This is a genomic window from Kitasatospora sp. NPDC032121, from assembly GCF_055580145.1.
This window is the reverse complement of sequence record NZ_JBVILX010000001.1, coordinates 222547-234731: the sequence shown is the minus strand read 5'-3', so window position 1 is coordinate 234731 and position 12185 is coordinate 222547. Positions and strand designations below refer to the sequence as shown.

Annotated in this window: 14 protein-coding genes; 12 read left to right on the top strand and 2 right to left on the bottom strand. The window is 73.4% G+C overall.

What is annotated here, in order from left to right:
* Positions 1-56: 56 nt before the first annotated feature.
* The 3 genes from ACZ5OX_RS01050 to ACZ5OX_RS01040 all read left to right on the top strand — a co-directional run bounded on the left by ACZ5OX_RS01050 (position 57) and on the right by ACZ5OX_RS01040 (position 2180).
* Positions 57-941, top strand: a complete 885-nt coding sequence (locus tag ACZ5OX_RS01050; protein ID WP_465627965.1) for an SAM-dependent methyltransferase — start codon at positions 57-59, stop codon at positions 939-941.
* A 135-nt stretch (positions 942-1076) separates the two neighbouring features.
* Positions 1077-1628 carry an HD domain-containing protein gene (locus ACZ5OX_RS01045; RefSeq protein WP_465627963.1) on the top strand — a complete coding sequence of 184 codons (552 nt, stop codon included), beginning with the start codon at positions 1077-1079 and terminating at the stop codon, positions 1626-1628.
* 45 nt (positions 1629-1673) lie between these two features.
* Positions 1674-2180, top strand: a complete 507-nt coding sequence (locus tag ACZ5OX_RS01040; protein WP_449789535.1) for an FBP domain-containing protein — start codon at positions 1674-1676, stop codon at positions 2178-2180.
* A 57-nt stretch (positions 2181-2237) separates the two neighbouring features.
* On the opposite strand, the gene ACZ5OX_RS01035 is transcribed toward ACZ5OX_RS01040, so the two are convergent.
* Together ACZ5OX_RS01035 and ACZ5OX_RS01030 are read right to left on the bottom strand one after the other, a co-directional pair.
* The gene (locus ACZ5OX_RS01035) at positions 2238-2612 is read right to left on the bottom strand and encodes an RNA-binding S4 domain-containing protein (RefSeq protein ID WP_465627961.1); all 375 of its coding nucleotides are present in this window, start codon (positions 2610-2612) and stop codon (positions 2238-2240) included.
* 36 nt (positions 2613-2648) lie between these two features.
* The gene (locus ACZ5OX_RS01030) at positions 2649-3053 is read right to left on the bottom strand and encodes a VOC family protein (protein ID WP_392874567.1); all 405 of its coding nucleotides are present in this window, start codon (positions 3051-3053) and stop codon (positions 2649-2651) included.
* Between the two features lie 79 nt (positions 3054-3132).
* Here ACZ5OX_RS01030 and ACZ5OX_RS01025 point away from each other — a divergent pair, with 79 nt between their 5' ends.
* The 9 genes from ACZ5OX_RS01025 to ACZ5OX_RS00985 all read left to right on the top strand — a co-directional run bounded on the left by ACZ5OX_RS01025 (position 3133) and on the right by ACZ5OX_RS00985 (position 12134).
* Complete coding sequence (locus ACZ5OX_RS01025) at positions 3133-4344, top strand: methyltransferase (RefSeq protein ID WP_465627958.1); 1212 nt, start codon at positions 3133-3135, stop codon at positions 4342-4344.
* A gap of 94 nt (positions 4345-4438) precedes the next feature.
* Entirely contained in the window at positions 4439-5467 is a 1029-nt protein-coding gene (gene argC / locus ACZ5OX_RS01020) for an N-acetyl-gamma-glutamyl-phosphate reductase (protein ID WP_465627956.1), read from the top strand.
* Positions 5464-6636, top strand: a complete 1173-nt coding sequence (gene argJ / locus ACZ5OX_RS01015) for a bifunctional glutamate N-acetyltransferase/amino-acid acetyltransferase ArgJ (protein ID WP_465627954.1) — start codon at positions 5464-5466, stop codon at positions 6634-6636. Before argC ends, argJ begins: the two co-directional genes overlap by 4 nt.
* 189 nt (positions 6637-6825) lie before the next feature.
* Entirely contained in the window at positions 6826-7701 is an 876-nt protein-coding gene (argB, locus tag ACZ5OX_RS01010) for an acetylglutamate kinase (RefSeq protein WP_449789567.1), read from the top strand.
* Complete coding sequence (locus tag ACZ5OX_RS01005; RefSeq protein WP_465627952.1) at positions 7698-8930, top strand: acetylornithine transaminase; 1233 nt, start codon at positions 7698-7700, stop codon at positions 8928-8930. Before argB ends, ACZ5OX_RS01005 begins: the two co-directional genes overlap by 4 nt.
* A 23-nt stretch (positions 8931-8953) precedes the next feature.
* Positions 8954-9502 (top strand): arginine repressor, encoded by a 549-nt coding sequence (locus ACZ5OX_RS01000; protein WP_360343103.1) that lies wholly within the window; start codon positions 8954-8956, stop codon positions 9500-9502.
* A 114-nt stretch (positions 9503-9616) separates the two neighbouring features.
* Positions 9617-11041, top strand: coding sequence for an argininosuccinate lyase (gene argH, locus ACZ5OX_RS00995; protein ID WP_392874583.1), 1425 nt, complete (start codon positions 9617-9619; stop codon positions 11039-11041).
* Positions 11042-11168: 127 nt separating this feature from the next.
* Positions 11169-11426 carry a sigma-70 RNA polymerase sigma factor region 4 domain-containing protein gene (locus ACZ5OX_RS00990; protein WP_392874586.1) on the top strand — a complete coding sequence of 86 codons (258 nt, stop codon included), beginning with the start codon at positions 11169-11171 and terminating at the stop codon, positions 11424-11426.
* Between the two features lie 207 nt (positions 11427-11633).
* A complete protein-coding gene (locus ACZ5OX_RS00985) occupies positions 11634-12134 on the top strand; it encodes a GNAT family N-acetyltransferase (protein WP_465627950.1) in 501 nt (166 codons plus the stop codon).
* Positions 12135-12185: the final 51 nt, after the last annotated feature.

Below are 12185 nucleotides of genomic sequence, written 5' to 3'. Positions count from 1 at the left end.
CGTGTTGACAGGCGGTGGCCAAACTCTTCCGGTATTGCGCATTGGGGGCGGACAGGATGTACGAGGACGGCGCGGCGACCGGCCGGGGCACGGACACCGAGTGGGACTGGGCCAGAAGCGACGACTGGCAGCCGCCGAGCGAGCTGGACACCGGCGTCCCGCACACCGCCCGGATGTACGACTACTACCTCGGCGGCAAGGACAACTTCGAGGCCGACCGCAAGGCCGCCCAGGCCGCGATAGCCGCCTACCCCGCGCTGCCGCTGCTGGCCCGCACCAACCGGCAGTTCCTCGGCCGCGCCGTGGAGTTCGTGGCGGGCCGGGGCGTGCGCCAGTTCGTCGACATCGGCACCGGCATCCCGGCCGTCGGCTCCACCAGCGAGGTCGCCCAGCGGGTCGCCCCGGACGCCCGGGTGGTGTACGTGGACAACGACCCGATCGTCGCCACCCACGCCCGCGCCCTGCTGGCGAGCCACCTCGCCGGGCACACCTCGGTGATCGAGGCCGACCTGCGGGACCCGGCCGCGATCCTCGGCCACCCCGCGCTGGCCGGCGCCATCGACCTCTCCCAGCCGGTCGCGCTGATGCTCGTCGCCGTGCTGCACTTCATCCGGGACGAGGACGGCGCCCAGCAGATCGTCCAGACCCTGCGCGACGCGCTCGCCCCCGGCAGCGCGCTGATCCTCTCCCACGGCAGCCCGGACTTCGCCTCCCGCGAGAGCGCCTCCGCGGGCACCCGCGTCTACCGCAGCGCCAGCGCCCCGCTCGTGCTGCGCCCCCGCGCCGGCGTCGAGCCCTTCTTCGGCGACTTCGAGTTCGCCGGCCCCGGGCTCGTCCAGCTCCCGCTCTGGCGCCCCACCGCGGGCCACGTCCCCACCACCGAACTCCCCGAGGGCTGGCAGGACGTGTCGGCGTACGCCGGCGTCGCCTTCAAGAAGTGACCTCAGCCGGCCTCCGGTAGTTCTCGGTCGTCCGCTCAGGTCCGGTCCCGGCGCCCCCCTCCTACGCCGGGACCGGACCGTCGAAGCCTACGGACCCCCACTGACAGTCCCTCACCGTCCCGGCTACCCTGCGGCGTGACCGCCACCGCCCTGCCGCCGCTGCCCCCGGACGCCGCCGAACTGCTGCGCGCCCTCGACGCCCCGCCCCGCCTGGTCGCCCACCTCGCCCTGGTGCACGAAGTGGCCGAGGAGATCACCGGGTTCTGCGCCCGCGAGGGCCTGGTCTTCGATCGCGAGGCTGTCCTCTACGGCGCCGCCACCCACGACATCGGCAAGACCATCCACCCCGAGGAGCTCTCCGCCCCCGGCTCCCGGCACGAGCCCGCCGGACACGCCCTGCTGCTCGCCCACGGCGTCCCCGAGCACCTCGCCCGCTTCGCCCGCACCCACGCGAGCTGGGACGGCCCCGGTGTCACCGTCGAGTCACTGCTGGTCAGCCTGGCCGACAAGGCCTGGAAGGACACGCGGGTCCGGGACCTGGAGGACCTGGTGGTCGAGCGCCTCGCCGCCGGCGGACGGGAGCGCTGGGAGGTCTTCCTCGCCCTGGACGACCTGCTCACCCGGATCGGCGAGGACGCCCCGCGCCGGCTCGCCGTCCAGGCCGCCCACCCGGTGCGGACCGGGTGAAAATCGGCGCGACACGGCCGGTCGGCGGGTGTTAGCTTCCGCGGCATGGAATCCCTGGGTGAGAACGAGATCCGCGCGTCCTTCGTCAACTGCTCCAAGGGCGAGGCCCGTCGGCTCAACCTGCCCCGGGGCCTGGCCGAACTGCCCTGGGAGAACCTGGACTTCCTCGGCTGGCGGGACCAGGGCGCGCCCGACCGGGCGTACCTGGTGGCGCCGTACGGGGGCGAGCTGGTCGGCGTGACGCTGCGCTCGCCGGTGATCCGGCGCAGCCTGACCAAGACCAACGTGTGCTCGCTGTGCATCACCTCGCACGCCGGGTCGGGGGTGGCGCTGCTCGCCGCCCGCCGGGCCGGGGCGGCCGGGCGCGAGGGCAACACGGTCGGCACCTACATCTGCGCCGACCTCGCCTGCTCGCTCTACGTGCGCGGGCTGAAGAAGTCCACCCTGGTCACCCGGCCCGACGAGTCGCTGCCGCTGGAGCTGCAGATCGACCGTACGGTGGCCAACCTCGACGGCTTCCTCGCCAAGGTGCTCGCCACCGCGGCCGCGTAACGGCTCCGCGGCTCTCCGCACCCGCGGCCCCGGCGTCCGGGGCCGCTCGGTGCCCGCTCAGTGCCCGCGCAGCTGGTCCAGCTCGCGGCGCTCCCGCTTGGTCGGCCGCCCGGTCCCGCGGTCCCGGGTCCCGGCCGCCGCGACGAACTCGCGCGGCGGCCGCGGCGGGCTATTGTCGACCAGGCACTCCGCCGCGGCCGCGGCGCCGACCCGCTTGCGGATCAGCTGCCGCACGACCACGACCCGCTCGTACCCCTCCTCGCGGACCCGCACCTCGTCTCCGGGCTTCAGTGCCTGCGCGGGCTTGGCCCGCTCGCCGTTCACCTTGACGTGCCCGGCGCGGCAGGCGGCCGCCGCCAGCGCCCGCGTCTTGACCAGCCGGACCGACCAGATCCAGCTGTCCACCCGCACGCTTCCCTCGTGTTCAGCCATCCTCGGAGCCTACCCAAGGCCGGGGGCCGGTCCGCCCTACGCGGCGCGCGGCGCCTCCTGGACCGCCCAGCCGTTCCCGTCCGGGTCGTTGAAGAACACGAAGTTGTTCCAGGCCTCGCCGTGCCCGTCGACCCGGCCCCCCGCCACGAAGTGCTGGACCGGGCTGACCTGCACGCCCCTGGCCTGCAGCTCGGCGTGCGCCCGCTCGATGTCGGGCACCACCAGCTGGAGCCCCTTGACCGAGCCGGGCGGCGAGTCGATCACCCCCTCGCCCACCACGATCGAGCAGGGCGAGCCGGGGGGCGTCAGCTGGACCACCCGGACCCCGTCCCGGAGCAGGGTGTCGTGGTTGACGGTGAACCCGGCCTGCTCCTCGTAGAAGAGCTTCGAGCGGTCCACGTCGGACACCGGGACCACCACGACTTCGAGTTTCCACTCCATCACCCTCACCCCTCTCGGTCGGGCCCTTCCAGTATCCGTCCGTAACCGCCGCCGGGAGGTCGGATAGCCTGAGAACACGATGAATCCCCAGACCACGCCCGCCGCGACCCCGCCGGACACCGCCTTCGCCACCCCGTGGGGCACCTTCGAACTCACCCGCTTCCCCGAGGATCCGCGCGAGCGGCTGCGGGCCTGGGACGCCGCCGACGAGTACCTGCTGCGCCACCTCGCGGGCGAGGCGGACAGCGCGGCCGGCGCCGCGACCGGGCTGGCCGACCGCACGGTCGCCGTCCTCGGCGACCGCTGGGGTGCGCTGACCACCGCGCTCGCCGACTACCGACCGTTCCAGATCACCGACTCCCACCTCGGCCGCCGGGCCACCCTGGCCAACCTGGCCCGGGCCGGCGCCGCCGTCGACGAGTCCCGGCTGCTCACCACCCGGGACACCCCGCCGGAGCGGATCGACGTGCTGCTGGTGCGCGTCCCCAAGAGCCTGGCCCTGCTGGAGGACCAGCTGCACCGGCTCGCCCCCGCCCTCCACGAGGACACGGTGGTGATCGGCACCGGCATGGTCACCGAGATCCACACCTCCACGCTCCGGCTCTTCGAGCGGATCCTCGGCCCGACCCGCACCTCGCTGGCCGCCCGCAAGGCCCGGCTGATCTTCTGCGCCCCCGACCGGGCGCTCGACCCCGGCCCCAACCCGTGGCCGCACCGCTACGCGCTGCCCCCGGACATCGGCCCCGTCTCCGGCCGTACCGTCGTCAACCACGCGGGCACCTTCTGCGCCGATCGGCTGGACATCGGCACCCGCTTCCTCCTCGCCCACCTGCCCGTCCCCGCCCCGGGCGCCCGCGTGGTGGACCTCGGCTGCGGCAACGGCGTGGTCGGTACGGCCGCCGCGCTGGCCGGGCCCGGCGCGGAGCTGGTGTTCGTGGACGAGTCGCACCAGGCGGTGGCCTCCGCCGAGGAGACCTTCCGCACCAACCTGGGCCCGGACGCCGCGGCCGAGTTCCTGACGGCCGACGCCCTGGCCGCGGACGCGGTGGCGCCCGGCTCGGTGGACCTGGTGCTCAACAACCCGCCGTTCCACTCCCACCAGGCCACCACCGACGCCACCGCCTGGCGGATGTTCACCGGCGCCAAGCGGGCGCTGCGGCCCGGCGGGGAGCTCTGGGTGGTCGGCAACCGCCACCTCGGCTACCACGTCAAGCTGCGCCGCCTCTTCGGCAACTGCCAACTCGTCGCCGGGAACCCCAAGTTCGTGGTGCTGCGAGCCGTGAAGCGCTGACCCCGCCACCCCGCCCCGGCGGGGGTCCGGCGCGAACTCCTTGCATGAATTTTCCGCCGCGCGTATATTCATGCCAAGACGAAGGAGGAACGCCATGGCATTGCGAGTCGCCGTCGCCGGCGCGAGCGGTTATGCGGGCGGCGAGGTGCTGCGCCTGCTGCTCGGCCACCCGGAGGTGGAGATCGGGGCGCTGACCGGCGGCTCGAACGCGGGCACCAGACTGGGCATGCTCCAGCCGCACCTCCTCCCGCTCGCCGACCGCGTCCTCGAGGCCACCACCTCCAAGGTGCTGGCCGACCACGACGTGGTGTTCCTGGCCCTCCCGCACGGCCAGTCCGCGGCCGTCGCCGAGGAGCTCGGCCCGAACGTCCTGGTGATCGACTGCGGCGCCGACTTCCGGCTCAAGGCCGCCACCGACTGGGAGCAGTTCTACGGCTCCGCACACGCCGGCACCTGGCCCTACGGCCTGCCCGAACTCCCCGGCCACCGCGCCGCGTTGGCGGGCAGCAACCGGATCGCCGTACCCGGCTGCTACCCGACGGCCGTCTCTCTCGCGCTGTTCCCCGCGTACGCCGCGCAGCTCGCCGAACCGGAGGCCGTGGTGGTCGCCGCCTCCGGCACCTCCGGCGCCGGCAAGGCCGCCAAGCCGCACCTGCTGGGCAGCGAGGTGATGGGCAGCGTCAGCCCGTACGGCGTCGGTGGCGTCCACCGGCACACCCCGGAGATGGCCCAGAACCTCTCCCCGCTGGCGGGCGAGCCGGTCACCGTCTCCTTCACCCCCACCCTCGTCCCGATGCCGCGCGGCATCCTCGCCACCTGCTCGGCCAAGGCCAGGCCCGGGGTGACGGCGCAGAGCCTGCGCGCCGCGTACACCGAGGCCTTCGCGGACGAGCCCTTCGTCCACCTGCTGCCCGAGGGGCAGTGGCCGCAGACCAGCAGCGTCTACGGCGCCAACACCGCCCTGGTCCAGGTCGCCCTGGACGCCGCCGCCGGGCGGATCATCGCGATCAGCGCGATCGACAACCTGGTCAAGGGCACCGCCGGCGGCGCGGTGCAGAGCATGAACATCGCCCTCGGTCTGCCCGAGGAGCTCGGCCTTCCCGTGAACGGAGTCGCACCGTGAGCAAGAGCACGAACGTCGGAGTGACGGCCGCCAAGGGCTTCCGGGCCGCCGGCGTGACCGCGGGCATCAAGGCCTCCGGCACCCCCGACCTCGCCCTGGTGGTCAACGACGGCCCTTCGCTCGCCGCGGCCGGCGTCTTCACCGCCAACCGGGTCAAGGCGGCACCGGTGCTCTGGTCCGAGCAGGTCCTCAAGGGCGGCCGGGTCTCCGCCGTCGTCCTCAACTCCGGTGGCGCCAACGCCTGCACCGGCCCGCTCGGCTTCCAGGACACCCACGCCACCGCGGAGAAGGTCGCCGCCGAGCTGGGCCTGAACGCGGGCGAGGTCGCCGTCGCCTCCACCGGCCTGATCGGCGTTCGGCTGCCGATGGACATCCTGCTCCCCGGGGTAGCGCTCGCCGCCGGCGAACTCGGCGAGGACGGCGGCGAGGACGCCGCGATCGCCATCAAGACCACCGACACGGTGCACAAGACCGCCCAGTACACCAGTCCGGCCGGCTGGACGGTCGGCGGCATGGCCAAGGGCGCGGGCATGCTCGCCCCGAGCCTCGCCACCATGCTGGTCGTCCTCACCACCGACGCCGACGTGGACGTCGCCGCCCTGGACACCGCGCTGCGCGGCGCCACCCGCACCACCTTCGACCGGATCGACTCCGACGGCTGCATGTCGACCAACGACACCGTGCTGCTGCTCGCCTCCGCCGCCTCCGGCGTCACCCCGGAGCAGGCCGAGTTCGCCGAGGCCGTCCGCACGGTCAGCGCCGACCTGGCCCGTCAGCTGATCGGCGACGCCGAGGGCGCGAGCAAGGAGATCCGGATCGACGTCACCGGCGCCGCCACCGAGGACGAGGCGGTCGAGGTCGCCCGGACGATCAGCCGCAACAACCTGCTCAAGTGCGCCATCCACGGCGAGGACCCCAACTGGGGCCGGGTGCTGGCCGCGATCGGCACCACCTCCGCCGCCTTCGACCCGAACGAACTGGACGTCGCCATCAACGGCGTCTGGGTGTGCAGGTCCGGCGGCGTCGGCGAGGACCGCGACCTGGTGGACATGAAGGGCCGCGAGGTCGTCATCACGGCGAACCTCAACGCCGGCCCCGCGGGCGCCACGCTGTGGACCAACGACCTGACGGCCGACTACGTTCACGAGAACAGCGCCTACTCGACCTGACCGGCGTCACTTCGTCCGCGACACCCTGAGCCGCGACGGCCCGAGTCGCGACACCCCGAGCCGCGACACCCCGAGCCGCGACATCCTCCCCCAGCCTCCGGCCGGGGGGACCCCCATCGACGAGGGAAACCCGTGCAGATCGCACCCAAGGGCGAACAGGCCCGCAACAACACCGCGTTGCCCAAGGCCATGACGCTGATCGAGGCTCTCCCGTGGCTGGAGCGCTTCCACGGCAAGACCGTCGTGATCAAGTTCGGCGGCAACGCCATGGTGGACGAAGGTCTCAAGGCCGCCTTCGCCCAGGACGTCGTCTTCCTCCGCTACGCCGGTCTGCACCCCGTCGTGGTGCACGGCGGCGGCCCCCAGATCAGCGCCCAACTCGACCGGCTGGGCCTGGAGTCGAGCTTCACCAACGGCCTGCGGGTCACCACCCCGGAGACCATGGACGTGGTCCGGATGGTGCTGGCCGGCCAGGTGCAGCGCGAGCTGGTCGGCCTGCTCAACGAGCACGGCCCGTTCGCCGTCGGCATGACCGGCGAGGACGCCCACACCATGACGGCGGTCAAGCGCTACGCGGTGGTGGACGGCGAGCAGGTCGACATCGGCCTGGTCGGCGACATCGTCAACATCGAGGCCGGCGCGGTGAAGGCGATGATCGCCGACGGCCGGATCCCGGTCATCTCCTCGATCGCCCGCAGCGCCGACGGCCACGTCTACAACATCAACGCGGACACCGCCGCCTCCGCGCTCGCGGTCGCGCTCGGCGCCGAGATGCTCGTCGTCCTCACCGACGTCGAGGGCCTCTACAAGGACTGGCCGAACTCCGACGACGTGATCAGCCAGCTCACCGCGACCGAGCTGGAGGAGCTGCTGCCCGACCTGGCCAGCGGCATGCTCCCCAAGATGGAGGGCTGTCTGCGGGCCGTCCGCTCCGGCGTGGGCACCGCCCGCGTGCTGGACGGCCGGGTCCAGCACAGCCTGCTGCTGGAGATCTTCACCGACGAGGGCATCGGCACGATGGTCGTGCCGGACGACGAGACGACCGTGATCGGGGGACTGGCATGACCGGCACGACCGGCGGCACCGGAGCGACCCACAACGAGCAGTTCACCGAGCGGTGGCAGCACTCCTTCACCGACAACTACGGCACCCCCCGCATCCCACTGGTGCGCGGCGAGGGCAGCAAGCTCTGGGACGCCGACGGCAAGGAGTACACCGACCTGCTCGGCGGCATCGCCGTTAACGCCCTGGGCACCGCCCACCCGGCCGTCGTCGAGGCGGTGAGCAGGCAGATCGCCACCCTCGGCCACGTCTCCAACCTCTTCATGGCCGAGCCCACCATCGCCCTCGCCGAGCGGCTGCTGGAGCTGGACGGCCGCCCCGGCGGCCGGGTGTTCTTCTGCAACTCGGGCGCCGAGGCCAACGAGGCGGCCTTCAAGATCAGCCGGCGGACCGGCCGCACCCACCTGGTCGCCCTCCAGGGTGCCTTCCACGGCCGCACCATGGGCGCCCTCGCGCTCACCGGCCAGCCCGCCAAGCAGGACCCGTTCCGCCCGCTGCCCGGCGACGTCACCCACGTCCCGTTCGGTGACGTCGAGGCGCTGCGAGCGGCCGTCACCACCGAGACCGCGGCCGTCTTCCTGGAGCCGGTCCAGGGCGAGAACGGCGCGATCCCGCTGCCGGACGGCTACCTGAAGGCCGCCCGCGAGATCACCCGGGCCACCGGCACCCTGCTGGTCCTGGACGAGATCCAGACCGGTGTCGGCCGCACCGGCCACTGGTTCGCCCACCAGGCGTACGAGGGCGTGGAGCCCGACGTGGTCACCCTGGCCAAGGCGCTCGGCGGCGGCCTGCCGATGGGCGCGGTGCTGGCCTTCGGGCCGGCCGCCGAGCTGCTCACCCCGGGCCAGCACGGCACCACCTTCGGCGGCAACCCGGTGGCCGCCGCGGCCGGGCTGGCGGTGCTGGACACCATCGAGTCCGAGGGCCTGCTGGAGCACGTCCGCAAGCTCGGCGAGCGGCTTCGCGACGGCGTCGAGGCGCTCGGCGACCCGCTGGTCTCGCACGTGCGCGGGGCGGGTCTGCTGCTCGGCATCGTGCTCACCGAGCCGGTCTCGGCCAAGGTCCAGGCCGTCGCCCAGGAGGCGGGCTTCCTGGTCAACGCGGCCGTCCCGGACGCCGTCCGGCTGGCCCCGCCGCTGGTGCTGACCGAGCAGGAGGCTGACGCCTTCCTGGCCGCGCTGCCGGGCATCCTCCGGACGGTGCGAGAGAGCGCCCCGGCCGATGCGAGCTGACCGTTGTCCGGGAGAATAATCACATGACCGCTTCCCACTCCGGCCCGTCCGCCACCGGCCCGACGCCGCAGGTCCCGCAGACCCGCACCGCGCGCCACCGGCGGATCGTGGACCTGCTCACCCGCCAGCCCGTGCGTTCGCAGAGCCAGCTCGCCAAGCTGCTCGCCGACGACGGACTCGTGGTCACCCAGGCCACCCTCTCCCGGGACCTGGACGAGCTGGGCGCGGTCAAGATCCGCAACCGGGACGGCGCGCTGATCTACGCCGTCCCGGCCGAGGGCGGCGACCGCACGCCGCGCGCGCCGATGGGGGAGTCGGCCAGCGAGGGCCGGATGGCCCGGCTGGCCGGCGAGCTCATGGTCTCCGCGACGGCCTCCGGCAACCTGGTGGTGCTGCGCACCCCGCCGGGCGCCGCCCAGTTCCTGGCCTCGGCGATCGACCAGGCCGAGGTGTTCGAGATCATCGGCACCATCGCCGGCGACGACACCGTGCTGCTGATCAGCCGGGACCCGGCCGGCGGCCAGGCGCTCGCCGACCACCTCATGCAACTCGCCCAGGCGAAGGCGCAGTAGCGTTCCGCCCCGAAGAACCCCGGCCCGACGGAGACCGTCCGGCCGGGGTTTGTTTTTCATACGGCGTCGTGCATACTTATGCCATCCACTGCACATGCATGAAGGAGCCAAGCGATGACCGCCGAGCAGTCCTCCGACGTCCGCCTCTGGGGCGCGCGCTTCGCCGACGGCCCGTCCGAGGCGCTGGCCAGGCTCTCGGCCTCGGTCCACTTCGACTGGCGCCTCGCGCCGTACGACATCGCCGGCTCCAAGGCCCACGCCCGGGTCCTGCACAAGGCGGGCCTGCTCTCCGACGAGGAGCTGGCCGGCATGCTGGCCGGGCTGGACCAGCTGCTCGCCGACGTCGAGGCGGGCACCTTCACCGGCACCGTCGCCGACGAGGACGTGCACACCGCCCTGGAGCGCGGCCTGCTGGAGCGCCTCGGCCCCGACCTCGGCGGCAAGCTGCGCGCCGGGCGCTCGCGCAACGACCAGATCGCCACCCTGTTCCGGATGTACCTGCGGGACCACGCGAAGACCATCGGCGGCCTGCTGCTCGACCTCCAGCAGGCCCTGGTCGGCCTCGCCGAGGCGCACCCGGACACCGCGATGCCGGGCCGCACCCACCTCCAGCACGCCCAGCCGGTGCTCTTCGCCCACCACGTCCTCGCGCACGTGCAGGCCCTCGGCCGGGACGCCGAGCGGCTGCGCCAGTGGGACGCCCGCACCGCCGTCTCGCCGTACGGCTCCGGCGCGCTGGCCGGCTCCTCGCTCGGCCTCGACCCGCAGGCCGTCGCCGCCGACCTCGGCTTCGAGGGCGGCTCGGTCGGCAACTCCATCGACGGCACCGCCTCGCGCGACTTCGTCGCCGAATTCGCCTTCGTGACCGCGATGATCGGCGTCAACCTCTCCCGGATCGCGGAGGAGGTGATCATCTGGAACACCAAGGAGTTCGGCTTCATCACGCTGCACGACGCCTTCTCCACCGGCTCCTCGATCATGCCGCAGAAGAAGAACCCGGACATCGCCGAGCTCGCCCGCGGCAAGTCCGGCCGGCTGATCGGCAACCTGACCGGCCTGCTGGCCACCCTCAAGGCGCTGCCGCTCGCCTACAACCGGGACCTCCAGGAGGACAAGGAGCCGGTCTTCGACTCCTGCGACACGCTGGAGGTGCTGCTGCCCGCGTTCACCGGGATGATGGCCACCCTCACCGTGCACCGGGAGCGGCTCGAGGAGCTGGCCCCGGCCGGCTTCTCGCTCGCCACCGACATCGCCGAGTGGCTGGTCAAGCAGGGCGTGCCGTTCCGGGTCGCGCACGAGGTGGCCGGTGCCTGCGTCAAGGTCTGCGAGGCCGAGGGCATCGAGCTGTCCGACCTGACGGACGAGCAGTTCGCCGCGATCTCCGAGCACCTGACGCCCGAGGTGCGCTCGGTGCTCAACGTCCACGGAGCCATCGCCGCCCGCAGCGGGCGCGGCGGAACCGCCCCCTCGGCGGTCGCGGTCCAGCTCGCCGAGGTGAAGGCGGACCTGGCGCGGCAGCAGGAGTGGTCGCGGGGCTGAGCCCCGACCCGGGGGCTGATCCCCGGCGCGACGGGGGAGGGGCGCGGCGGTCGGACCGGCGCGCCCCTCCCGCGTCCGCGCCTCGGCCCGGGCGTAACCGGCCCCGTCCCGGACCGTCATGCACGGTGTGTGCACCGCCCTTCCACCCGTCCCCTCCGCCGAGGACGTCTACCTCGCCGAACACCGCCGCCGCGTGGTCCGCGAGACCGTCGCCGCCCTGCCCGGCCGCTGCCCGCAGCTGATCGCCGCGCTCGCCGAGGACCCGCCGCCCACCTACCGTGAGCTCTCCGAGCGGCTCGACATGCCGCGCGGCTCGATCGGCCCCACCCGTTCCCGCTGTCTGGCCTGCCTGCGGATGCTGCTCCACGCGGAGCGGTACCCCTGAGCGCGGGCCCGTACGACCGGGCGCGGCGCACCCGGCCCGGCAGGTGACCCTCCTCACGTCCGCCCCCGCGAAGGTTGAGCGGAGCTGACACCCGGGTAGAGCGCTGGCGAACGCAGCTCTTGACGGTGGCGCGATCGCTCGGATACTGAGCGTGAGCGCGCGCCACCCTCTGCGCGCCGGGCACGACGACTGGGGAGGCCCCTCCACATGGGCATGAGCGTGATCATCTCGGCTGCTGAGGCCGACGACGCGGAGCAGATCCTCAAGCTCCAGTACCTCGGCTACCAGCCCGAGGCCGAGCTGTACGGCGACTGGGCGATCGAGCCCCTGACGCAGAGCCTGGAGAGCCTGCGCGCCGAACTGTCCGAGCAGCACTTCCTGGTGGCCCGGCTGGGCGACGAGGTGGTCGGCACCGTCCGCGGCCGGGTCGGCGCCGACGGTGTCGCCCGGATAGGACGCCTGGTCGTCCACCCGCGGATGCAGCGCCACGGCCTCGGCGGCCGCCTGCTGGACGCGCTGGAGCGCCGCATCGCCCAGGACGGCCCGGTGAGCGCCTACCGGCTGTTCACCGGCCACCGCAGCCTCGGCAACCTGCGGCTGTACGCTCGACAGGGGTACCGGCAGACCGAGGTCGAGCAGGTCAACAGCCGGCTGAGCTTCGTCCACCTGGAGAAGCCCGCCGCGACCGCGCTCGCCGCGACGGCCTGAGCCCGCCGCCCCGCGCACGCCTCCCGGCGCCGCCACCATCCGGACCACCGG

Excerpts from the sequence above, each read along its gene's own strand:
- ACZ5OX_RS01005 (WP_465627952.1), top strand. The coding sequence starts at position 7,698 with ATGACCGGCACGACCGGCGGCACCGGAGCGACCCACAACGAGCAGTTC.
- argB (WP_449789567.1), top strand. The coding sequence starts at position 6,826 with ATGACGCTGATCGAGGCTCTCCCGTGGCTGGAGCGCTTCCACGGCAAG.
- ACZ5OX_RS01040 (WP_449789535.1), top strand. The coding sequence starts at position 1,674 with ATGGAATCCCTGGGTGAGAACGAGATCCGCGCGTCCTTCGTCAACTGC.
- ACZ5OX_RS01025 (WP_465627958.1), top strand. The coding sequence starts at position 3,133 with ATGAATCCCCAGACCACGCCCGCCGCGACCCCGCCGGACACCGCCTTC.
- ACZ5OX_RS01000 (WP_360343103.1), top strand. The coding sequence starts at position 8,954 with ATGACCGCTTCCCACTCCGGCCCGTCCGCCACCGGCCCGACGCCGCAG.
- ACZ5OX_RS00985 (WP_465627950.1), top strand. The coding sequence starts at position 11,634 with ATGGGCATGAGCGTGATCATCTCGGCTGCTGAGGCCGACGACGCGGAG.
- ACZ5OX_RS01050 (WP_465627965.1), top strand. The coding sequence starts at position 57 with ATGTACGAGGACGGCGCGGCGACCGGCCGGGGCACGGACACCGAGTGG.
- argH (WP_392874583.1), top strand. The coding sequence starts at position 9,617 with ATGACCGCCGAGCAGTCCTCCGACGTCCGCCTCTGGGGCGCGCGCTTC.
- ACZ5OX_RS01030 (WP_392874567.1), bottom strand. The coding sequence starts at position 3,053 with ATGGAGTGGAAACTCGAAGTCGTGGTGGTCCCGGTGTCCGACGTGGAC.
- ACZ5OX_RS01035 (WP_465627961.1), bottom strand. The coding sequence starts at position 2,612 with ATGGCTGAACACGAGGGAAGCGTGCGGGTGGACAGCTGGATCTGGTCG.
- argC (WP_465627956.1), top strand. The coding sequence starts at position 4,439 with ATGGCATTGCGAGTCGCCGTCGCCGGCGCGAGCGGTTATGCGGGCGGC.